Here is a 21470-nt window from a genome sequence, read left to right on the forward strand (position 1 = left end):
CCACCGCGCACGAGCGGTTCGAGCGACGAGCAGATCCTTCGGAAGGCCCCGCCCGCCACTGGGGTCCCCGCGCCGATTGAGGAGCTAGTGAGAGTGGAGCCCGATCGTTCGACCGGCGACGGTCGTGACCGCTACGCCGACTTCTGGGCGCCCGATCCGCCGTCCTGGACCTGGCGCGGCGCCGCCGCGGCCGTGTTCGGCCCGTCCGCGCCGAGGGCGCCGCGCGGCCGGCGGGCCGCCGCGCTCGCCGCGGCCCTGCTGGTCTCCCTCATCGGCCTCCCCGCCCCCGCGAGCACGGCGAGCCCGATGGCGCCGACCGAGAGCCTGGACTCCCTCCTGGAGAGGGCCGACGCGCTGAGCGAGGACTACAACGGCGAGCTGCGCGACATGGAGGGCGTCATCGCCGACGCCGAGAAGGCGGAGGAGCGCGCGGACAAGACCCGGGAAGAGGTCGACGCCGCCCGCGAGCAGGTCCAGCAACTGGCGGTGGCCAGCTACCAGACCGGCGGCCTGGAACCCGCGCTGACCCTGTTCGTGGAGGAGGACCCGCAGGACATCATCGACCGCGCGGTGCTGGTGGACCACCTCTCCAACGCCAACCAGGACCGGATCGATCAGCTCCAGCAGGCCATCAAGCGCGACGAGAAGGCCCAGGACAACGCCCAGGAGAAGGTCGACCAGGTGCAGGAGGACCTGGACGCGCTGGAGGCGCAGCGCGAGGAGGTCCAGGCGATGATCGCCGACTACCCGGTCCAGGAGATGGGCGGCCCCGACAACCTCACGCCCCGGACCCGGCAGATGAAGGAGATCATCATCGAGGAGTTCGGCGAGAACACGGCCAACGGCGGCGTCGGGTGCTACCGGGCCGTCGGCGGCTGGGTCGTCGGCGAGCATCCCAAGGGCCGGGCGTGCGACTTCATGGTGGACAAGAACGGCCAGATGCCGTCACAGGAGCAGATCGAGCACGGCCAGGCGATCGCCGACTGGGCCCAGGACAACGCCGAGCGCCTGGGGATCATGTACATCATCTACCGGCAGCAGATCTGGGACATCCGCCGCGGTGGCGAAGGCTGGCGCGACATGGCCGACCGGGGCAGCATCACCGAGAACCACTTCGACCACGTGCACATCTCGATGTTCTAGTTCTGCGCCGATCCCGACCTTGTCGGGGTTATCGCAGCGTTTTCAGGGCCCATAAGGTCAACTCGGGTTTCAACCTCGGCCACTGGGGGTCGTTGACACCAGCCCCAGGAGGAATCCGCGGTGACCGGGCGATCCTCTCGCGCGGCCGCGCGCCGTCCCTCCTGGGGCGGGCCTTCAAAACCCCCTGGGGTCGAGGTGCGCGCGCCCGCCCGGTCCCCTACGAGCCGCCGGTGAAGATCGGCGCGTACATCATGGTCATGCACCCGGCCGCGACCGCGAGCACGGCGGCGATCGCGGCGAGGAAGACCAGCCAGGCGAGAGGGCCGCGCTTGGGAGGCTGGGCCGACGGCCGGGGTTCGGGCGAAGACGACATGGCCGTTCCTTCGTGTCGCGCGTGCGTCGGGGACGCCCTCGACGGGCGTCGGGGTCAACTCTAGGCTCTGCGGGCGTCCGCGGCCCGGGAACGCCGGGGAGGCGGTTTCGATCCCGCAACGATCCCGGGCCGCCGGTGCGAGGGACCGCGCGCGGCCCCGCCACCCCCTGGAACGCCGCCGGAGGGCGCTCTTCACCTTCTTCGCCCGGGTATCCGCAGGGCAGGGCCGTGTTCCCATGGCACGTTCTCGCCACGGAAAGGTGACGATCCATCATTTTTCGCCCCGGAGCGCCTGCCGAAGGCGCGCGCCGTACAGCTAGGATTTCAGATCTCGCGTTCCTTTGATGAGAACCGCCACCGGCCGACACCGGCGCGGCCCTCCATCGAGCGTAGCGCCGGGGGCCCTGCCCACCATCCGCTTTCGCCACGACCGCGGCAACCGGGAACCGGATCACTCCGGCGCATCCCACCCGATGCCCCGCGAGCGGACGAACAGGGGGTGCGGGCGGGGGCAAGTCATTCGGATGGAACCGTGAACGCGCCGACGCGCGTCCGAGCACTGATTAGAACGCAGCTGGCGCGAGGGGAGTCATGAGCGACAACGGACCCTACACACAGCCACCGCAGTACCCCGGTGGCGAGGGCAACTCTGGAGGACAGCCGGGGCCGTACGGAGGCGCCTACGGCCAGTCCGGTCCCGGTCAGCCCGGTCCGGGCGACCCCAACGCCGGCCAGCCGCAGTACCCGAGCGGTCCGTACCAGGCCCCCTACGGCGACCCCAACCAGGCTCCCTACGGCGACCCCAACGCCGGCCAGCCGCAGTACCAGCAGCAGGGCCCCTACGGCCCCGGCCCGCAGGGCCCGGGCGGACCGCAGTTCCAGCAGCCCCAGGACCAGCAGATGTTCCAGGGCGGCCAGCCTCCCTACGGCCCCGGAGGACCGGGCGGTCCCGGGGGTCCGGGCGGCCCCGGTGACATGCCCGGCTACCCGGCCCCCCGCAAGAGCAGCGCCGGCATGTGGATCGTCATCGCCGGCGGCGCCGTCATCGTCGTACTGGTGATCGCGGTCCTGGTGATGCTGGTGGTCAACAACTCCGGCTCCGACACCGCCGACACCGGTGGGGGCGGCAGCGCCGGCGGCGGTGGCGGCCAGGAGCAGGAGGCCGATGCCCCGCCGGAGGAGGAAGAGGACCAGGGCACCGACTCCGCGAGCGGCGAGCCCCCCTACGCGCTGCCCGAGGACCCCTGCTCGGCGTTCACCGACGAGAAGCTCGCCGAGTTCGAGGCCACCGACGGCAGCAAGAGCATCACCGACTCCTCGGCCTCGTGCACGTGGTCGACCGTCAACGCCGACGACGAGTACGGCTCCCTCACCGTGCGCTACGAGGTCCCCTACTCCGGCTCCGACTCCGTCGAGGCCGCCAAGAGCGACTACCAGACCAACCTGGACCTCGCCACCGACGAGGAGAGCTCCGTCTTCGAGCTGGAGGTCCTGGAGAACCGGGAGCAGAACCTCGGTGACGAGTCGGCGCTGGTCTTCGCCACCCAGGAGGTCGTCGGGACGTCGTCGGTCTCGACCCTGCTGATCCGGCAGGACAACATGAACATCACCGTCGACTGGAGCGTCAACTCCAGCGGCTTCGAGAGCGGCGCCGAGCCCCCGCAGGAGTTCTCCGAGGTCGAGGACGCGCTCCCGGACCTGGGCAAGCAGGCCCTCAACATCGTGGGCTCCGCCTGACCCGGATCCCCGCGGGGACGACCGTCCAGGACTCGGCGAACGGGGGCGTGCGGAGAAGAACCGCACGCCCCCGTTCTCGTGTCCCGGTCCGACTCCGCACGGTGACTGACAACGTTGTCAATCGCGCTTCCGCCGGTCATACTCACGATTGGGGCCGGGATCCGGCCCGACGCGTTCGCCGCGCGATCCGCGCAGTGAGGGACGGGGACAGAGCCGACGGGGGGCATCCGGCGTGGAAACGAAGCGGCCTCGGCTCGGCGCCGCCCAGCGGCCGACCATGAAGGACGTCGCCCATGAGGCGGGGGTCGGGCTCAAGACCGTCTCGCGCGTGGTCAACGGCGAATCCGGCGTCTCCGAGGCGACGGTGGACCGGGTGCGCGAGGTCATCGCCCGGCTCGGCTACCGCAGGGACGACGCGGCGCGCGGGCTGCGCAACGGCCATGTGGCCTCCATCGGGCTGATCCTGGAGGACACCACCGACCCGTTCTACGCCCAGTTGGTCGGCGCCGTGCAGACGGTGGCCCAGGAGCACGGCATGCTGGCCCTGACCGGAGCCTCCGACGAGGACCCCGACTACGAGCGCGACCTCGGTCTGGCCCTGTGCGCGCGCCGGGTCCAGGGGCTCGTCATCGTGCCGGCCCCCGGTTCGCGCCACGACTACCTGGAGCCCGAACTCGCCGCGGGGATGGCCGTCGTGTTCGTGGACCGGCCGCCGATCGGGCTGGCGGCCGACACCGTGCTCGCCGACAGCCGGGGCGGCGCGCGCGGCGCCGTCGGGCACCTGGTCGAGCGGGGCCACCGCCGGATCGGCTTCCTCGGCGACTCCCCCGGCATCTACACCGCCGGCGAACGGCTGCTCGGCTACCGCGAGGCGCTCGCGGCGGCCGGCCTGCCCCGCGACGACGCGCTCGTCGCGATGGGCCCGCCGAGTCCGGACGCGCTCGGTGCCGCGCTGGCCGCGCTCATGGCGCTGCCGGACCCGCCGACCGCCCTGTTCACCGGAAACAACCGCACGACCGTCGAGACGCTGCGGATCCTGGCACGCCGGGAGGAGCGTCCGGCCCTGGTCGGGTTCGACGACTTCGAGCTCGCCGACCTGATGACGCCTCCGGTCACCGTCGTCGCCCAGGACCCCGTGGGCATGGGGCGGGCCGCCGCGCGGCTGCTGTTCCAGCGGCTGGCCGGCGACCGCTCCCCCGCCCGGCGGCTGGAGCTGGCGACCCGCCTCATCGCGCGCGGCTCCGGTGAACGACGACCGGCCGGGCTGCCGGGAGAGCCCCGCGACCGTGCATGATGGTGTGCGCCCGTGCACGCCCCCTGGAAAGGACGCCCGTTGATCACCGTCGTCGGCGAAGCACTGATCGACCTCATCAGCGCCGAGAGCGGCACCTACCGCTCGGCACCCGGTGGAGCCCCGGCCAACACCGCCGTGGCGCTGGCCCGGCTCGGCGTGCCGGTGTCGCTGCTGGCCCGGATCGGTTCCGACCGCTTCGGCCGGCAACTGCGCTCCTACGTCGGCTCGCGCGGCGTCGACACCCGCGACCTGGTGGCGGCGCAGGAGGCGAGCACGCTGGCCATCGCCAACCTGGACGGGTACGGCCACGCCGAGTACGACTTCTACGTCCGCGGCACCGCCGACTGGCAGTGGGATCCCGCGGAGCTGCCCGACCCGATCGGCGCGGACGTCACGGCGCTGCACGTGGGCTCCCTGGCGCTGGCCATGGCCCCCGGCGCGGACGTGCTGGAGGAGTGGGTCGCCCGGCAGCGCGAGCGCGTCGTCGTCGGCTACGACCCCAACATCCGCCCGGCGCTGGCCGGGGAGCGCGCGGCCGAGCGCGCCAGGGTGGAGCGCCAGATCGCACTGGCCGACGTGGTGAAGGCCAGCGACGATGACGTGTACTGGCTGTACTCCGAGAACCGCCCGCCGCGGCCGCAGGACGCCCCCGAGGCCGACGGCGCGGCGGCCCCGGTCGGCGCCGACCCCTTCCTGGAGGAGGCCGCCCGCTCCTGGCTCGCGCTCGGACCGGCCGTCGTCGCCGTCACCCGCGGCGCCGCCGGGACCCTCGTCATCGGGCGCGGCGCTGCGGCGCCGATGTACCTCACGCCCGAGCCCATCGAGATCGTGGACACCGTGGGCGCGGGGGACGCCTTCAACGCCGGGCTGCTGGACGCGCTGGGCCAGGCCGGCGCGCTGGGGGCGGCGGGCCGGGCCCGGCTGGCCGCGCTGACGCCCGACGAGCTCGCCGTCTGCGTCGGCCACGCCCAGCGCGTGGCCGCGCACGCCTGCCGCCGCGTGGGCGCCGACCCCGGTGAGCTGGAGCCGGCGCCGCTGGAGTTCCCCGGTCGCGGTGCTACCCCTTGAGCGCGCCGGCCATGAGGCCCCGCATGAAGTAGCGGCCGAGCAGCAGGTAGATCACCAGCGTCGGCAGCGACGCCAGCAGCGCTCCGGCCATCTGCTCGTTGTAGGGGACGGCGGCCGAGCCGGAGCCGGCGATGTTGTTGAGCTGCACCGTGACCGGCCAGCTGCTCGGTCCGGTGAGGAACACCGCGAACAGGAAGTCGTTCCACGCCGAGGTGAACTGCCAGATCAGCGTCACCGCGAACGCGGGGGCCGAGACCGGCAGGATGATCCAGGCGTAGGTCCGCAGGATGCCGGCCCCGTCGACGCGGCCGGCCTCGACGATGCCGTCGGGGATGGCCGCGTAGAAGTTGCGGAAGATCAGCGTGCAGATCGGGATGCCGTAGACGACGTGCGCGAGGACCAGCGGGAACACCCCGCCCATCAGGTTCGCCGACACCAGCATCTGCTGCAGCGGGATCATCACCGCCTGGTAGGGGATGAACATCCCGAACAGGAACAGCGTGAACACCAGGTCGGCGTAGGGGAAGCGCCACTTCGCCAGCACGTAGCCGTTCAGGGAGCCCAGCACGGCGGAGATGATCGAGCTGGGCACCACCACCCGCACGCTGTTCCACAGCGCGGGCGAGAGCTCACCCCAGACGGTGATCCAGTTGTCCACCGTCCAGGTCTGCGGCAGCAGCCACGCCTGGTCGGCCGTCGCCTCGGAGAACGGCTTGAAGCCGGTCACCAGCAGCATGTACATCGGCAGCAGGAAGACCACCGCGATGACGAGCAGCACGGTGAACCTGACCGCCTGGGCGTAGCGGCCGGCGGCGACCGCGCGCGGCGCCGGCCCGGGGACGGATGTCCTGGTCGCCATTACCTGCCCTCGCTCCGTTCCTTGCGGATCGTCCAGATCAGATACGGGATGACGACCGCGGCGACCGCCAAGAGCATGTAGGAGGCGATCGTGGCGCCCTTGGCGGGGTCGCGCACCTCGAACACCATGTCGAACATGAAGATCGCGGGGACGTCGGTGATGATCTGCTTGCCCGCGACGGCGATGATGAGGTCGAAGACCTTGAGCGACATGTGGCCGAGGATGATCACCGCCGACAGCAGCACCGGCCGCAACTGCGGGATGACGACCTTCCAGTAGACCTGCCACTCCGAGCAGCCGTCGACCCTGGCGGCCTCCCGCAGGTCCTCGGGGACCCCGCGGAAACCCGCGAGGAACAGCGCCATGATGTAGCCGGACAGCTGCCAGATCGCCGGGAGGCCCATCGCGGCCATGCCGAAGTCCGGACTGGTCCACCAGTCGTTGACCAGGGAGTCCAGGCCGAGGTTGGCGAACAGCGCGTTCAGGCCGGTGGCGCGCTCGGCCGGTGCCGGGTTCATCAGCCAGCGCCACACCAGGCCGGTGGCGATGAAGGAGACCGCCATGGGCGCCAGGTAGATCGTCCGCAGCGCGGCCTCGCCCTTGATGCCCTTGTCCAGGAGCAGGCCGAGCAGCCAGCCCAGGACGAGGGCGCCGCCGACGAAGACGACCGTGAAGACGATCGCGTTGCCGACCGCGTTGGTCCAGCGCGGCTCGCTCCACAGGTCGATGAAGTTGGCCAGGCCGACGAAGGCGCCGTCCTGGATCGGTTTGTGCTTGTCACTCAGGGCGAGCTGGAAGTTCCAACCGATCATCCCGTAGACGAAGACCCCGATCAGGATGATCGACGGGGACACCAGCAGCAGCCCCGGCAGCCAGGTGCGTGCGCGCCGCACGGCCACCCCCTTCTCGTTGCGCCGCACCGCCCCGGGCGGCCCCGCCGCTTCCGGCGGGACCGCCCGGGGACCGGGCCGCTGTTTACGCCTGGGCCGCGCTGTCGAGCGCGCCCTGCAGCGTGTCGAGGTCGCCGTCCTGCAGGTAGAGGCCGAGCGCGGTGTCGATGTCGGACTTCCAGCGGTTGTTCACCGTCACGCCGTGCCAGAAGGAGCCGGCGAGCTCGTCGCTCTTCCACTGCTCCATGGCCTCGGTGAGGTACTGGCTGTCGGCGTACCGGGCCGGGTCGCCGTCGGTGCGCGCAGGGATGGAGCCCTTGAGCGGGTTGAAGATGTCCTGGCCCTCCTGGCTGGAGACCAGCTCCAGCCACGTCAGGGCCGCCTCCTGGTTGGGCGCGCCCTCCGGCAGCGTGAAGCTGTCGGAGAGCCACATGTAGGCGCCGTCGGTGCCGGGCGAGGGCGCCCAGGCGAAGTCCTCGCCCTCGGTCATGCCCAGGTCGTTGACGAAGTAGCCGGCGGCCCAGTCGCCCATGATGTTGAACGCGGCCTCGCCGTCGACGACCCGCTTGCTGGCCTCCTGCCAGTCCTCCGAGGCCGACTCCTCCTGGGAGTACTGCAGGATCTCGTCGAACCTCTCCAGCGCGGTCTGGACCTCGGGGGTGCTCCAGTCGGCGCCCGGCTCCCACAGCGCGTTGTAGGCCTCGACGCCCAGTTCCCCGAGCAGGACGCTCTCCAGCAGGTGGTCGACGGTCCACTGCGCGCCGACGGCCAGCGGGATGACGTCGGTCTCCTCCTCGATCGTCCGGAGGTCGTCGATGAACTCGTCCAGCGTCTCCGGGGCGCCGTCGACGCCGGCCTCATCCAGGACGGAGGGGTTGTACCAGAGCACGTTGGAGCGGTGCACGTTGACCGGCACCGAGTAGATGCTGCCGTCGTAGCTGATCTGGTCGATGAGCTGCTCGGGGTAGGCCTCGCGCAGCCCGTGCTCGTCGTAGAAGTCGTCCAGCGGCTGGAGGTAGCCGGCCTCGATGTAGTCCTGCAGCTCGGCGCCCGCGTGGCCCTGGAAGGAGTCCGGCGGGTCCTGGCTCTGCAGCCGCCCCTCCAGGACGGCCTGGGCGTTGGTGCCGGAGCCGCCGGCCACGGCGGCGTTGACGAACTCGATGTCGGGGTTGTCCTCCTGGAACTTCTCGATCAGCGCGTTGAGGCCGGCCTCCTCGCCGCCTCCGGTCCACCAGGAGAAGACCTCGACCTGGGTGTTGCCGCCGCCGTCACCGCCTCCGCCCCCGCAGCCGGTGGCGGCCAGGACACCGGTGAGGGCGGCCGCTCCGGCCACCTTCCAGCGTGCTCGCATAGCAGTTCCCTTCCGGCGGCCGCGCCTTCGCGCGGCACGACTACGCCGTTCTCCGCATGCGGCCATGACCTGCGGGTCCACCGGGTGTCACGGGATACGGCAACCTGACGTGACACAGGTCATGACAACGTTGTCAATGGACATATCCAGTCATCTCCGAACAGTTTCTGTCAAGGCGTGCGCGGATAACGTCTCGGCATACCAGAAGGCGTCCCCGATGACCTGGGGCGATCCGGGCGGCCACCGAAAAAACGGGGCGAAGGGGCCGGGATCGAAAGAAGTCCGAAGAGGAGAGCTAGAGGATGCTGCCCTCGTGCCGCAGCAGCCACTCCTTGCGGGGCAGCCCGTAGCCGTAGTGGTGCAGCGATCCGCCGGCGGCCACCACGCGGTGGCAGGGCACGATGGGCGCCACCAGGTTGCCGGCGCAGGCGCCCCCGGCGACGCGCGCGGCCGAGGCCGGCAGTCCGGCCGCCGTGGCCAGGCCGCCGTAGCTGACGGTGCCGCCGGCCCGCACCTCGCGCATGACCGCCCACAACCGCTCCCTCGTCGGCGTGGACGGCTGGTGGACGGGGATGTCGTCGAAGGCGTCGATCTCACCCTCGAAGTAGCGGCGCACCGCCGCGCCGATCGCGCCGAGGTCGGTCACCTCCGTCAGCGGCTCGCGCAGCGAGGGGTGCAGGTCGCGGTGCAGCCGGGCGGGATCGGCGTGGAAGCCGGCGCCCACGCAGCACCCCTGGCGCTCCAGGAGGCTGAGTGCGCCGATGGGCGTCTCCATGACCAGGGCCTTGATCATCGCGCACTCTCCCCCGTGTCCACCGCGCACCGACCGCCCCAGTAAACCAGGCCGGTGTGACAGAACCGGCCCCGCGCACGGGGGCGCCCGCCGTCGGCCGGATCCGGGCCGGACCCGACCGACGGCGCGGCGAGGCTAGTCGGCCGCGAGGTCGGCGCGGACCCGGCGGGCCGCCTCGACCATGTTGCGCAGCGCCGGTTCCACCTCGGCGTAGCCGCGCGTCTTCAGGCCGCAGTCGGGGTTGACCCACAGCCGGTCCGACCGCACCGCCCGCAGGGCGGCGCGCAGCGACGCCTCGATCTCCGCCACCGAGGGCACCCGCGGCGAGTGGATGTCGTAGACGCCCGGACCGATCCCCCTGCGGTACCCGGCGGCGGCGAGGTCTTCGACCAGCTCCATGTGCGACCGGGCCGCCTCGACGCTGGTGACGTCGGCGTCGAGCGCGTCGATCGCGCCGACGATTCGGCCGAACTCCGAGTAGCACATGTGCGAGTGGATCCAGGTGGTCGTGCCGACGCCGGAGGTGGCCAGCCGGAACGCGCCGACGGCCCAGGTCAGGTAGTCGGCGCGGTCCTCCTCCCGCAGCGGCAGCGACTCGCGCAGCGCCGCCTCGTCGACCTGGATGTGCCGGATGCCCGCGCGCTCGAGGTCGGCGACCTCGTCGCGCAGCGCCAGCGCGACCTGCCGGGCCGTCTCGGCCGGCGGCTGGTCGTCGCGGACGAAGGACCACGCCAGCATGGTGACCGGCCCGGTGAGCATGCCCTTGACCGGCCTGGCGGTGCGGGACTGCGCGTAGGTGGTCCACTCCACGGTCATCGGTTCGGGCCGGGAGACGTCGCCGAACAGGATCGGCGGGCGGACGCAGCGCGAGCCGTAGGACTGCACCCACCCGTGCCGGGTGCTCGCGTAACCCGCCAACTGCTCGGCGAAGTACTGCACCATGTCGTTGCGCTCGGGCTCGCCGTGGACCAGGACGTCCAGGCCGATGTCCTCCTGCAGCGCGATCACCCGGTCGATCTCGGCGCGCATGCGCCGCTCGTACTCGGTCCGGTCGATGCCGCCCGCGCGGTGGGCGGCGCGCGCGGCCCTGACCTCGTCGGTCTGCGGGAAGGAGCCGATCGTGGTGGTCGGCAGCAGCGGCGGCGCGGCCGAGGCCGCCGACCCGGCGCGGGCCGCGGACCGCTGCTCGTGGTCGACGCGCTCGGCCGCGTCCCCCAAGGCGTCCAGACGGGCGCGCACCCGCTGGTCGACGAAGGACGCGGGAACCGGTGCGGCGGCGCGCGTCCACCCCGCTCCGGCGCCGGGCGCCTGCTCCCCGCCCGCGAGCCTGCGCCCGAGCAGCACCACCTCATCGGCCTTCTGCCGGGCGAAGGCCAGCCGCTCCCGCAGAGCGGGGTCCAGACCGGTCTCCGCGTCGAGGTCGATCGGCACGTGCAGCAGCGAGCAGCTCGTGCTCACCACGACCTCGCCGGCCAGGCCCAGCAGGGAGGTCAGCGTGGACAGCGCGGCGGGGACGTCGGTGCGCCAGACGTTGCGGCCGTCGACCACGCCAGCCACCAGGGTCCGCTCACCCAGGCCGGAGACGGCGGCGAGGTCGCGCAGGGAGTCGGGCGCGGTGACCAGGTCCAGCCCGATCGCCTCGACGGCGGTGCGCTTGAGCGCGGCGACGGCGTCGGGGCCGATGGAGCCGAAGTAGGTCTGCACCAGCAGTCGGGGCCGTCCGGCGACGCGGCCGAGCCGGGCGTAGGCGCGTTCCAGTTCGGGCAGTGCGGCCCGCCCCGCATCGGTGGCCAGGATCGGCTCGTCGAGCTGGACCCAGCCCGCTCCGGCGGCGCCGAGCTCGTCGAGCAGGGCGGCGTAGCAGGCGAGCAGGTCGTCCAGGAGCTCCAGGGGCCGCCACCCCGGCGGTGCGTCAGCGGCCGGCTTGGCCAGCAGCAGGAAGGTGAGCGGGCCGACCAGCACCGGCCTGGTCTCCATGCCCAGCCCTCGCGCCTGGCAGTACTCCGAGAGCGGTTTGCGCCCGGCCAGGCGCGGCCGGGTGGCCGGCGAGAGCTCGGGCACCAGGTAGTGGTAGTTGGTGTCGAACCACTTCGTCATCTCCAGCGGCGGGACGTCGTCGGCGCCCCGGGCCATGGCGAAGTAGCGCGCCAGTTCGGCCTCGCGGCCGTCGCGCCCGGCGGCGACCCCGGCGAATCTCGGTGGGACCGCGTCGAACAGGACGGCGGTGTCCAGGACGTGGTCGTAGTAGGAGAACGTGTTGGACGGGATGTGCGCGATCCCGGCGTCGCGCAGCGCCTCCCAGACGGTGCGGCGCAGCCGGGCGCCGACCGCGTCCAGGGCCGGCGCGTCGATGCCGCCGGCCCAGAAGGACTCGGTGGCGCGCTTGAGCTCTCGGTCGGCCCCGATGCGGGGGTAGCCCAGAACGGTCGTCGTCATCGGGCACCGCCCCCCGCTGAAGTGCGGGCACGGGTTCTCATCAGCTTTTCTTCCCCTCGTCGAGCAGCCATGAGGTCCGGCCGCCGAGGAGGGGGCGGGCGCGCGGGCAGGGCGTGGGACGCGCCGCACCCGCCGTCACCCGGCCCTCCCTCGGGGCCGCGGACCACCGCGGGCGCGCGCTGCGTCCGCGGGCGGTGGCAGGTCTTCGGACTCGCGGGCGCGGCGCGGCGGCGTTTCGCCGCGCCTCCTACCGGCCGTCGCTTCCCGGGCGCGTTCGGCGCCCAGTGCTCGTGACGGCTGTCGTTCCCGCTCACCGCTGCGGGGCAGTCCCGGATTCGCACCGGGTTCCCTCTTGCGACACGTGGGGGCCGCGGCTCCCACGTGAACCAACCGCGATCGGCAGTATAGGCCGAGCCCTTCCGCAGGCACCGGCCGGCACCGGGGGTCCGCGGGCGCGGCGCCTCGATGCCGGCCGGCGGCGATTGTCCGGATGTGGTCGTGCGCCCCGATGATCCGGCGGCGGTGCGGCGCAGCGGGAGACCCGGCCCCTCCTGCGGTGGAGAAGGCCCACGTCACAGCAGCCTGGGGTGTTCGTCACCCGCGCCGGAAAAACGGCTGATGGGCCGGCCCCGCGCGTGCTGTCACCGGTATGGGCGTACCTGCCCACCCCGCCGAAGTCATACCCTCGTTCGATGGGCCGGATCGACACCACCGCGAACCTGTGCCGACCGGTCGGAGCCGGACCCCCCGCTCCCCTCCCGCGAAACACGGGTCGCCCCCTCATGATCTGACGAACGCGAAAGACTGCCGTCCCCTTGAAGAACCCTCCCGAGCCCCACCCGTCCTCCTGCGGAAGCACCGCGGCAAGCAGCATCAGGAACAGCACCGGCAGCGCCGCCCTCCGGGTCCGCGGCGGTCGCGGCGCCGTGCGCGCCTTCGGTGCCGCCGCCATCGCGGTCGCGGCCGTCCTGTTGGTCGGCGCGTGCTCGGAGGAGGGGAACGCCGAGCAGACCTCGGGCGGCGGGTCCGAGGAGCGCCCCAAGGCGACCGGCGCGCCCGAGGAGCTCACGGCCGTCGACCCCGAGCACGTGGTCGGCCTCGGCGAGGAGAGGTCCTCCGAGGACGGCGGCGTCGCGATCGACATCGCCTACCCCACCGTCCCCAACGCCGACCCGCTGAACGAGCGTCTGGGGGCGGTCACCGCCCGGGAGGCCGACGACTTCAAGGCGGCCAACCCCGGGGCGAAGAACCTCTCGATCTCCTGGGGCCTGACCGCGGCCGGCGACGACGTCGTGGGCGTGCGCCTCACCCAGGACGAGGAGGACTCCGAGGGGCCGCGCACCGGGTACTCCACGTACTGGTACGACGCCGCGAACGAGCACCCGGCCCTCTCCACCGAGCTCCTCGCGGGGCAGGAGGAGCTCCAGGAGCTCGACGGCCTGGTGAAGGAGCGGTTGAAGGACGAGGAGGGCGTCGACCTCTCCGCGATCCAGCCGATCGCGCGCACCTACGACTCGATGGGCTTCAACCCCGACGGCGACCTCGTGGTGGAGTTCGACGAGGGCCAGGTCGCCGATGCCGGCGCCGGGCGGGTCTTCGCCGTGGTGGACAGCGAGGAGGCCGATCCGCTGCTGTCGGACTTCGGCGAGCGCGCGCGGGCGGCGGCCACCGTCGTCACGCCCGACTTCGAGATCCCCGAGCCGCCCTCGGCGCCCAAGGACGGCGCCGAGCAGGGCGCGGCCCCCGGTGTCATGCCGGTGGGCGCGGAGGACGTCGACTGCGCCGACCCCGAGTCCAAGTGCGTCGCGCTCACCTTCGACGACGGCCCGGGCGAACGCACCCCCGAGCTGCTCGACGCGCTCGCCGAGCACGATGCCAGGGCCACCTTCTTCGTCACCGGCGGACCCGTCAGGGAGCACCCCGAGACCCTGCGCCGCGAGTACGCCGAGGGCCACGAGGTCGGCAACCACACCGTGAACCACCCGGACCTGGCCACGCTCTCGGCCGGTGAGGTCGGCGACGAGCTGAGCACCGTCAACGCGCTCATCCGGCGCGAGACCGGCCATCGGGTCGGCCTCATGCGCCCGCCCTACGGCTCGACCGACGACACCGTCTCCCAGGTGTCGGAGGAGCAGGGGCTCGCCGAGATCATCTGGAGCATCGACACCAACGACTGGAAGGACCGCGACTCCGGCATCGTCGCCAAGCGCGCGGTGCGGGACATCCGGCCGGGGTCGATCGTGCTCATGCACGACATCCACGACACGACGATCGACGCGGTCCCCACGATCCTGGAGAAGCTGGAGAAGAAGGGTTACACCATGGTGACCGTCTCCCAGTTGCTGGGGGACACCGATCCGGGCGAGTCCTACATGGACGGCCACCCCGAGGAGCCCGCCGAGTAGTCTCCGGATCCCTCGTGAGCAAGGGCCCAGCGGGTCCCTGTACGAAAATGTCCCTGGTCGCGCATAGGGTGGGACGCCGTGAGCGAGAGCCGCGAGCGAGATCGGCCGGGCGGTCGGCCCGTGACGGCCCGACCGGGCGTCGACTCCGGTACCCGCATCCGAGCAATCCAAATCATCCCACGGTGTCCTGAATCGGCCCGCTTATCCGTCCTGTCAGCGGGAACCCGACGAGTGAGCGCCAGCGCCCAAGTGGACAACGACGCCCACGGCACCACCCCCAAGAGTTCGGAAGGGACGGGCTGATGTCCGCTGCGTTTGCCCGCGACTACGCCTGGCTGCAGGAGAGCCAGCCGGACCTCGCCGAGGCATACTGTCTGTCCTATGTGCGCGGATTGACCAGGACCGAGGCGCTGCGGCGGCTCGGCGTCAGCGAACGCAGGCTGCGCTCGCTGCCCATCGCCGAGGCGCTGGAGGCGTGCCTGTGCGCCGAGGAGGCGCCCCCGATGACGGCGCACGCGCTGCGCGTGAACGGCTGGTCGGTGATCGTGGAGCCCACCGGGTGCAGGGCCACCCGTCCGGAGCTGTACCGCGCGCTGTCCGCCGGGACCGAACTGGTGTCGGTGCGCGTGGTGATGGAGCACCGCTACGAGTTCCGCTGGGTGATCGACGGCGTGCTGCAGACGTTCTTCGACGCGCGCCGACCGGACCGGCGCCGCGGTGTCCGGCCCGACGCGCTGCTGGAGGAGATGGCGGCGGTGGGGCTGACCCCCGGCCCCGGCGGACCCGACCCGGGGGCCGCGACGCTGGCGCTGGCCGAACGGGTGACCGGCGTCCGGATGCGCCCCGAGCACCTGGCCGGCCCGCTGCTGGGCGCCGAACTCGACAGCGCCCGCCCCCTGGCGGCGCACTAGACCGCTGATGGGAGAGGGCGGGGACTGTCTCCAGGCCCTGCCGTGGTTCTGCGGGCCTGGTGAGGCTGTCGTCAGGCGCGCAGCGTCCGGCGACGCGCCGGCGGCAGCCTTCCCACGTCATGCGGTGGTGAACGAAAGGACTGCGACCACAGCCCCCACTCCCGTCAACGCTCCAACCCCGCTGTCCCCGGAGGGGCTTCAGGCCCCTTTGGGGACCGCGGCGTCGGTGTCGGTCCCCACGGCCTCGGCGATCGTGGCGTAGCCCGCCTCGCGCACCAGCCGGGCCAGGCCCTTGTGGATGCGGCGCGGCCAGAGCGGCCCGCCGTAGACGAGGCCGGTGTAGCCCTGGACCAGGGTGGCGCCGGCGCGGATCCGCTCCCAGGCGTCCTGCGGGGTCTCGACGCCGCCCACGGCGATCAGCAGCAGACGGTCGCCCACACGGGCGCGCAGCCGCTTGAGGACCTCCAGCGAGCGGCGCTTCAGCGGCGCCCCCGACAGGCCGCCGGCCCCGGCCGCCTCGACCTGCTCCGGCCCCGTGGCCAGCCCGGCGCGCGAGACCGTGGTGTTGGTGGCGATGATGCCGTGCAGCCCCAGTTCGAGTGCGAGGTCGGCGACCGCGTCGACGTCGGTGTCGGCGAGGTCCGGGGCGATCTTCACCAGGAGCGGCAGCTCCGGACGCCCGGCCTCGTCCAGCGTCCGGCGCACGGCCGCGAGCAGCGGGCGCAGGTGCTGCACCGCCTGCAGGTCGCGCAGCCCCGGCGTGTTGGGCGAACTGACGTTCACCGCGATGTAGTCGGCGACGTCGGCGAAGCGGCGGGCACTGGTGACGTAGTCCTGCACGGCCTCCGACTCCGGCACGACCTTGGTCTTGCCGATGTTGGCGCCGATGATGAGCCGGCGCCGGTGCCGCGCCCGCTGTTCGCGCAGCCGCTCCGCCACCGCGGCCGAGCCGTCGTTGTTGAACCCCATCCGGTTGACGATGGCGCGGTCGGGCGGCAGCCGGAACAGCCTCGGCTTCGGGTTGCCCGGCTGGGGCCGGGCGGTGACGGTGCCGATCTCGACGTGGCTGAAGCCGAGCGCGGCGAGCCCCGCGGCCCCTTCGGCGTTCTTGTCGAAGCCCGCGGCCAGGCCCAGCGGACCGCCGAACTCGCGGCCGAGCGCGGTGGTCCGCAGCTCCGGTTCGCGCGGGCCGAGCACCGCGCGCATCGCCCCGGCCGCGCCGGGCACCGCGCTGACGCCGCGCAGCGCGGCGAAGCTCAGGCGGTGGATCCGCTCGGGGTCGGTGCGCCGCAGGACGGCATGGAAGAGCAGCTGGTAGAGCACGTGCGTCGTTATCCTTCTGTGCCGCGGTCGCGTTCGGCGAGGTAGCGTTCGAGTTCCGCGCCGAGCTCGTCGGCGGTGGGCAGCGCCGACTCGTCCCCGGTCAGCAGCGATTCGGTGTCGGCGAGGCCGTCGCCGGCCTCCCGCGACGAGATGAAGTCGTCGTACTGCTGCTCCAGGTTGTGCACCACGCGCTGGACCTCCTCGGAGGCCGCCACCTGCTGTTCGATCTCGGTGTCGGTGCCCTCCGCCTCCTCGGCGAGCCGGTCGGTGGGCAGCGCCAGCCCGGTGGCCCCCGAGACGTACTCCAGCACGGCGATCGCCGCCCGCGGGTACTCCGACTGGGCGAGGTAGCTCGGCACGTGCACGGCGTAGCCGATGAAGTCGTGCCCGGCCTGGCCCAGCCGGTACTCCAGCAGCGAGGCCGCGCTGCCCGGCACCTGGACGCGGTCGATCCACGGCGTGTGCGCGGCGACGAGGTCGGGGCGGGTGGCGTGCGCGGTGACGGTGACCGGCCGGGTGTGCGGCACCGCCATGGGGACGCCGTGGAAGCCGACCGTGAGACCCACCGAGAAGCGGTCGATGAGCTGGCGCACCGCCGCGGCGAACGCCTCCCACTCCCGGTCCGGCTCCAAGCCGTTGAGCAGCAGGAACGGAGTGCCCTCCGCGTCGTGCAGCAGGTAGAGCGCGAGTTTGGGGTCGGTGTAGTCGGTCCAGGCGTTCTCGACGAACGTCATGACCGGCCGACGGGAGCGGTAGTCCAGGAGCGCGTCGATGTCGAAGGCCGCGACCTCGCGGGCCTCGAAGCTCTCGAAGAGGTCCCCCACCGCCTGGCGGCCGGCCGCGCCGGCGTCCACGAACCCGTCGAGACCGATCAGCAGGACCGGTTCGGCGAGCTCGGGAGGGTCGGGACGAAGCTCGTAGAGATCAGCGGGATCTCGCACCTGGACAGGTCTCCATTCTCACACCGCGCGTTCGGGGAGGGGCGCGTGCCGTCGGACGGGAGAGGGTCTGCGCCGTCCGGACCTGCGGCGCGGCACACCACCCACCGGATCACTTTTCAGGATAGCGACCCGGACGGACATACCCGCCCTTCCCCGGTGCCCGGCGGAAGAGCCCCAGATCGCTGATGGGAGTTGGAAGGCTGTGGCCGCAGCCCTCCCGTTCGCCACCGCATGACCCGGGAAGGCTGCCGTCAGCGCCGGCGCGCTGACAACAGCCCCACCAGGCCCGCACGGGCTCGGCAGGACCTGGAGACAGTCCCAGCCCTCCCCCGGCACAACACGATTCACCGAAACAACGACTCGGCACACTGGCTCCGGCGCAACTCGCGCACGCGCAGGGTGCGCAGGCGGTTGAGCGACGCCGCGATCTCGTACCGGCGGGGCAGGGCGTAGTCGCCCGCGTATCCGCGGCCCAGCGCGGTGACGCCGGCCGAGCCGAGGCGGGCGTCGAGTTCGTCGAGCGACTCGGCCAGGGTGCGCCGCCCGTCGAGCAGGCCCTCCTCGGCGAGGGTGCGCAGGGCCAGGCCGACGCCGATGACCTGGCTCGGGTCCACCAGTTGGGCGAGGTTGCGGACGTCGATGTCGCTCTCCCCGAACGTCAGCACGTCCATGTCCCTGCGCTTGATCCTGGCGCGGCCGCGCGCGGTGGCGTCGACCGAGCGGGGGTCGACGACCCGCTGCGCCGGAACGCCGAAGTCGGCGTCGATCCGGTCGGCGGCGAGCGCGCGCGCTCGCTCGGTGACGTCGTAGGGCCGGTAGCCGTCGAGCATGATGACGTGGTCGGCGACGTCGAAGTAGTCGCCACTGCCGCCCATCACCAGCACCGTCGACACCGCATGCTCGCGGTGCAGCGGGCGGACCAGGTCCACGAACGGTGTCAGCGGTTCGCGGTCGCCGTGCACCAGCGCCTGCATGCGCGCGTCGCGGATCATCAGGTTGGTGGCCGTGGTGTCCTCGTCGACCAGGAGCGCGGCCGATCCGGCCTCCAGCGCCTCGGCGATGTTGGCCGCCTGCGAGGTGGAGCCCGACGCGTTCTCGGTGGAGAAGTCGCCGGTGTCGGCGCCGGTGGGCAGGTTGCGCACGAACGCGCCGACGTCGGTGCGCTCGACCCGCCGTCCCTCCTCCGCGCGGATCTTCACCGCGTCGGCGCGGGTGACGACGCACTCCCTGCCGTCGCCGGGCACGTGGTCGTAGACCCCGCGCTCCAGCGCGTGCAGCAGCGTGGACTTGCCGTGGAAGCCGCCGCCGACGATCAGCGTGATGCCCTCGGGGACGCCCAGCCCGCTGACCTCGCCCCGATGCGGCAGCTTCACGGTGACCCGGAGGCTTTCGGGCGAGGCGAACGGCACGGCGGCACCGGTCATCGGCAGATCGCTGACGCCGCTGCGGCGGGGCAGCACCGACCCGTCGGCCACGAAGGCCACGAGACCGAGGTCGGGCAGTTGCTCACGCAGCGCGACCGCGTCCTCGACGGTGTCGGCGAACGCCGTCGCGGCCTCGGTGTCCAGCGCGTCCCACATCAGGGCGTCGACCGCGTCCGGCAGCCGCTCGCACAGCTCCCGCTCGGCGGTACGGGCGTCGATGCGCCGGCCGTGCCCGGGCAGCTCGATCCCCAGGCGCAGCCGCACCTCGCCCTCGTGGATCTGGCAGGCCGCGCGGTCCAGGACCTCCTGTCCGCCGGCGTCGATGCGCAGCCGCGCGCCCTTGAGCACCCGGTGGGCGCGGCGGACGAGGTGGTCGGCCGTCGCGCGGCGGCGCACCGGTGAGCGCCAGGCGTCGCCGGGCAGCCCGGCGACGTCGGCCGGGATCCGCACCCCGATCCGCGAGGGCGGGGCGAAGGGGTCGGCCTGCACCCGCTCGACCGTCAGCGTGAAGTCGCCGAAGTCCCACTCCCCCGACAGCGACTTGTAGCGTCCGTAGGACGCGCCGTCCATGCGCCGCAGTTCCTCCGCGAGCCGCCGGTCGTCGCGCCGACCGCGGATCTCGGGCTGCTCGCGCCGCGGTCCCCGGTCCGGGCGTCCCCCGTACCGGTGTTCCCTGCCGCCGTGGCGTGCGGGCATGGGTGCGTCCTCCTCGCTTCCTCGGGCTCCGGGTCCGGTTTTCCCCCTGCCCCGGATGCTACGTGCCGCACCGCCGCGAGCGGTCGTTTCACGCGGCCCGGGCGGGCCCGGGCCGGTGCGGGGAGGCGCCGCGGGATCACTGCGGGCCGCGCAGGTGGGGCTCGTCGAGGATGAACATCGTCTGGGTGGAGCGCACCTCGGGGATCCGCTGCAGCCGCTCCAGGACGAAGGTGCGCAGGGCCGCGGCGTCGGCCACGCGGACCAGCAGGAGGAGGTCCACATCGCCCGAGACCAGGGCCGCGTGATCGACCTCGGGGATGTCGCGCAGGTAGTCGCGGAAGCGTTCCCAGGAATGCTGCTCGATGCGCACCGAGACGTAGGCAGCCAGGCCCGTGCCGCACTTCTCCGGGTCGACCACGGCGGTGAACCCCGTGATCACGCCCTCGCTGCGGAGCCGGTCCAGGCGGGCGTAGGCGTTGGCGCGGGAGATGTGGGCGCGGTCGGCGACGGCGCGGATCGACATCCGGCCGTCGGCCCGCAGCAGGTCGATGATGCGCCGGTCCACCGGGTCAAGATCGACGGCCATGTGTCTCACCTCACAGCGTCCAAATGCTGGACATCTCGGACGAACTGCGTCTCAGCACCGCGATACGAGCCATCTGTCCACGCTTGCCCCCGAGACATGGACACTATGGGGTGATTCTGCTCATATTCAAGACATGAAGCGCATCCGCATCGACGACCGGTCCGCGTCGGCTCCGCCGACACTCCCGTCCACGGAGCCGATACGCCTCGTGGACCGGCACGGTCACCGCGTCAGCGACCCGGCCTTCCCCGTCCCCGACGGCGGCACGCTGCTGTCGCTGCTGCGGGGCATGGTCATCGGTCGGCGCTTCGACCGCCAGGCCGGCGCGCTCACCCGCCAGGGGCGGCTCGCGGTCTATCCCTCCTCCTACGGCCAAGAGGCCTGCCAGGTCGGGGGCGCGCTGGCTCTGGCGGAGCACGACTGGCTGTTTCCCACCTACCGCGACAGCGTCGCGCTGGTCAGCCGCGGCGTCGACCCGGTCCAGGTGCTCACCCTGCTGCGCGGCAACTGGCACAGCGGCTACGACTCCAACCGGTACCGCTGCGCGCCGCAGTGCACCCCGCTGGCCACCAACGCCTCCCACGCCGTCGGCCTCACCTACGCCGCCCGGCGCAAGGGCGAGGACGTCGCGGCGCTCGTCCTCATGGGCGACGGCGCCACCAGCGAGGGCGACGCCCACGAGGCCTACAACTTCGCCGCCGTCTGGAACACCCCGGTGGTCTTCCTGATCCAGAACAACCGCTGGGCCATCAGCGTCCCCGTCCACAAGCAGTCGAAGGCCCCCACGCTGGCGCACAAGGCCATCGGCTACGGCATGCGCGGCCACCACGTCGACGGCAACGACGCCGCGGCCGTGCACGCCGTCGTCTCCCACGCGCTGGCCGAGGCGCGCGCCGGCGGCGGGCCCGCCATCATCGAGGCGCAGACCTACCGGCTCGACCCGCACACCAACGCCGACGCCCCGCAGCGCTACCGCGACGACTCCGAGGTCGCGCACTGGAAGGAGCGCGACCCCGTCACCCGCCTGGAGGCGCTGCTGCGCGCCGAGGGCCGGCTCGACGACGCCGAGATGGACCGGATCGGCGCCGAGGCCGAGCGGCTGGCCTCCGACGTACGCGAGCGGCTGTCCGGCGAGGACGCGCTCGACCCCGACGACCTGTTCGCCCACGTCTTCGCCACACTCCCGGCGTCGCTGGCCGAACAGCGTCAGGCGCTGCACGACGAACTGCGGGAGGCGTAG

17 protein-coding genes and 1 riboswitch are annotated in these 21470 nt (G+C 72.5%); of the genes, 7 read left to right on the top strand and 10 right to left on the bottom strand.

Annotated features, from left to right (window positions below; translation table 11 throughout):
• The first annotated feature begins 87 nt into the window (after positions 1–87).
• A complete protein-coding gene (locus tag HDA32_RS19845) occupies positions 88–1143 on the top strand; it encodes a coiled-coil domain-containing protein (RefSeq protein WP_179644644.1) in 1056 nt (351 codons plus the stop codon).
• 217 nt (positions 1144–1360) lie between these two features.
• Here HDA32_RS19845 and HDA32_RS19850 read toward each other — a convergent pair whose 3' ends face one another.
• Complete coding sequence (locus tag HDA32_RS19850) at positions 1361–1516, bottom strand: hypothetical protein (protein WP_179644645.1); 156 nt, start codon at positions 1514–1516, stop codon at positions 1361–1363.
• Positions 1517–2107: 591 nt separating this feature from the next.
• Between HDA32_RS19850 and HDA32_RS19855 the strand changes: the two genes are divergently transcribed.
• From HDA32_RS19855 to HDA32_RS19865, 3 genes are all read left to right on the top strand, one after another.
• Positions 2108–3253, top strand: a complete 1146-nt coding sequence (locus HDA32_RS19855) for a hypothetical protein (protein WP_246335363.1) — start codon at positions 2108–2110, stop codon at positions 3251–3253.
• 232 nt (positions 3254–3485) lie between these two features.
• Complete coding sequence (locus HDA32_RS19860) at positions 3486–4547, top strand: LacI family DNA-binding transcriptional regulator (RefSeq protein WP_376766973.1); 1062 nt, start codon at positions 3486–3488, stop codon at positions 4545–4547.
• A 39-nt stretch (positions 4548–4586) separates the two neighbouring features.
• Positions 4587–5615 carry a carbohydrate kinase family protein gene (locus HDA32_RS19865; protein WP_179644646.1) on the top strand — a complete coding sequence of 343 codons (1029 nt, stop codon included), beginning with the start codon at positions 4587–4589 and terminating at the stop codon, positions 5613–5615.
• Here HDA32_RS19865 and HDA32_RS19870 read toward each other — a convergent pair.
• From HDA32_RS19870 to metE, 5 genes are all read right to left on the bottom strand, one after another.
• Positions 5605–6474, bottom strand: a complete 870-nt coding sequence (locus HDA32_RS19870) for a carbohydrate ABC transporter permease (protein WP_179644647.1) — start codon at positions 6472–6474, stop codon at positions 5605–5607. The genes HDA32_RS19865 and HDA32_RS19870 overlap by 11 nt on opposite strands.
• The gene (locus HDA32_RS19875) at positions 6474–7367 is read right to left on the bottom strand and encodes a carbohydrate ABC transporter permease (protein WP_179644648.1); all 894 of its coding nucleotides are present in this window, start codon (positions 7365–7367) and stop codon (positions 6474–6476) included. Before HDA32_RS19875 ends, HDA32_RS19870 begins: the two co-directional genes overlap by 1 nt.
• Before the next feature lie 82 nt (positions 7368–7449).
• Positions 7450–8715 (bottom strand): ABC transporter substrate-binding protein, encoded by a 1266-nt coding sequence (locus tag HDA32_RS19880; protein WP_179644649.1) that lies wholly within the window; start codon positions 8713–8715, stop codon positions 7450–7452.
• Positions 8716–9010: 295 nt separating this feature from the next.
• On the bottom strand, positions 9011–9508 hold the full coding sequence (locus HDA32_RS19885) for a methylated-DNA--[protein]-cysteine S-methyltransferase (protein WP_179644650.1): 498 nt from the start codon (positions 9506–9508) through the stop codon (positions 9011–9013).
• A 135-nt stretch (positions 9509–9643) separates the two neighbouring features.
• The gene (gene metE / locus HDA32_RS19890) at positions 9644–11944 is read right to left on the bottom strand and encodes a 5-methyltetrahydropteroyltriglutamate--homocysteine S-methyltransferase (protein ID WP_179644651.1); all 2301 of its coding nucleotides are present in this window, start codon (positions 11942–11944) and stop codon (positions 9644–9646) included.
• A gap of 179 nt (positions 11945–12123) precedes the next feature.
• A riboswitch (cobalamin riboswitch) is annotated at positions 12124–12351 on the bottom strand.
• A 519-nt stretch (positions 12352–12870) separates the two neighbouring features.
• Between metE and HDA32_RS19895 the strand changes: the two genes are divergently transcribed.
• Together HDA32_RS19895 and HDA32_RS19900 are read left to right on the top strand one after the other, a co-directional pair.
• On the top strand, positions 12871–14349 hold the full coding sequence (locus tag HDA32_RS19895; RefSeq protein ID WP_179644652.1) for a polysaccharide deacetylase family protein: 1479 nt from the start codon (positions 12871–12873) through the stop codon (positions 14347–14349).
• A 302-nt stretch (positions 14350–14651) separates the two neighbouring features.
• A complete protein-coding gene (locus tag HDA32_RS19900; RefSeq protein WP_179644653.1) occupies positions 14652–15260 on the top strand; it encodes a DUF6461 domain-containing protein in 609 nt (202 codons plus the stop codon).
• A gap of 198 nt (positions 15261–15458) precedes the next feature.
• On the opposite strand, the gene HDA32_RS19905 is transcribed toward HDA32_RS19900, so the two are convergent.
• The 4 genes from HDA32_RS19905 to HDA32_RS19920 form a co-directional block, all read right to left on the bottom strand.
• On the bottom strand, positions 15459–16583 hold the full coding sequence (locus HDA32_RS19905) for a quinone-dependent dihydroorotate dehydrogenase (protein ID WP_179644654.1): 1125 nt from the start codon (positions 16581–16583) through the stop codon (positions 15459–15461).
• Between the two features lie 8 nt (positions 16584–16591).
• Positions 16592–17524 carry a proteasome assembly chaperone family protein gene (locus tag HDA32_RS19910; RefSeq protein ID WP_179644655.1) on the bottom strand — a complete coding sequence of 311 codons (933 nt, stop codon included), beginning with the start codon at positions 17522–17524 and terminating at the stop codon, positions 16592–16594.
• A 344-nt stretch (positions 17525–17868) separates the two neighbouring features.
• Positions 17869–19644 carry an ABC-ATPase domain-containing protein gene (locus tag HDA32_RS19915; protein ID WP_179644656.1) on the bottom strand — a complete coding sequence of 592 codons (1776 nt, stop codon included), beginning with the start codon at positions 19642–19644 and terminating at the stop codon, positions 17869–17871.
• A gap of 136 nt (positions 19645–19780) precedes the next feature.
• Positions 19781–20230 carry an Lrp/AsnC family transcriptional regulator gene (locus tag HDA32_RS19920; protein ID WP_179644657.1) on the bottom strand — a complete coding sequence of 150 codons (450 nt, stop codon included), beginning with the start codon at positions 20228–20230 and terminating at the stop codon, positions 19781–19783.
• Positions 20231–20363: 133 nt separating this feature from the next.
• On the opposite strand from HDA32_RS19920, the gene HDA32_RS19925 reads away from it, so the two are divergent.
• Positions 20364–21470, top strand: coding sequence for a thiamine pyrophosphate-dependent enzyme (locus HDA32_RS19925; protein WP_179644658.1), 1107 nt, complete (start codon positions 20364–20366; stop codon positions 21468–21470).

The sequence above is a fragment of the Spinactinospora alkalitolerans genome (assembly GCF_013408795.1).
In the GTDB taxonomy this organism is placed as follows: Bacteria; Actinomycetota; Actinomycetes; order Streptosporangiales; family Streptosporangiaceae; genus Spinactinospora; species Spinactinospora alkalitolerans.

Bases quoted from the DNA above. Each gene is read 5' to 3' on its own strand.
- HDA32_RS19850 (WP_179644645.1), bottom strand. From the start codon at position 1,516: ATGTCGTCTTCGCCCGAACCCCGGCCGTCGGCCCAGCCTCCCAAGCGC.
- HDA32_RS19855 (WP_246335363.1), top strand. From the start codon at position 2,108: ATGAGCGACAACGGACCCTACACACAGCCACCGCAGTACCCCGGTGGC.
- HDA32_RS19870 (WP_179644647.1), bottom strand. From the start codon at position 6,474: ATGGCGACCAGGACATCCGTCCCCGGGCCGGCGCCGCGCGCGGTCGCC.
- HDA32_RS19880 (WP_179644649.1), bottom strand. From the start codon at position 8,715: ATGCGAGCACGCTGGAAGGTGGCCGGAGCGGCCGCCCTCACCGGTGTC.
- HDA32_RS19885 (WP_179644650.1), bottom strand. From the start codon at position 9,508: ATGATCAAGGCCCTGGTCATGGAGACGCCCATCGGCGCACTCAGCCTC.
- metE (WP_179644651.1), bottom strand. From the start codon at position 11,944: ATGACGACGACCGTTCTGGGCTACCCCCGCATCGGGGCCGACCGAGAG.
- HDA32_RS19900 (WP_179644653.1), top strand. From the start codon at position 14,652: ATGTCCGCTGCGTTTGCCCGCGACTACGCCTGGCTGCAGGAGAGCCAG.
- HDA32_RS19915 (WP_179644656.1), bottom strand. From the start codon at position 19,644: ATGCCCGCACGCCACGGCGGCAGGGAACACCGGTACGGGGGACGCCCG.
- HDA32_RS19920 (WP_179644657.1), bottom strand. From the start codon at position 20,230: ATGGCCGTCGATCTTGACCCGGTGGACCGGCGCATCATCGACCTGCTG.
- HDA32_RS19925 (WP_179644658.1), top strand. From the start codon at position 20,364: ATGAAGCGCATCCGCATCGACGACCGGTCCGCGTCGGCTCCGCCGACA.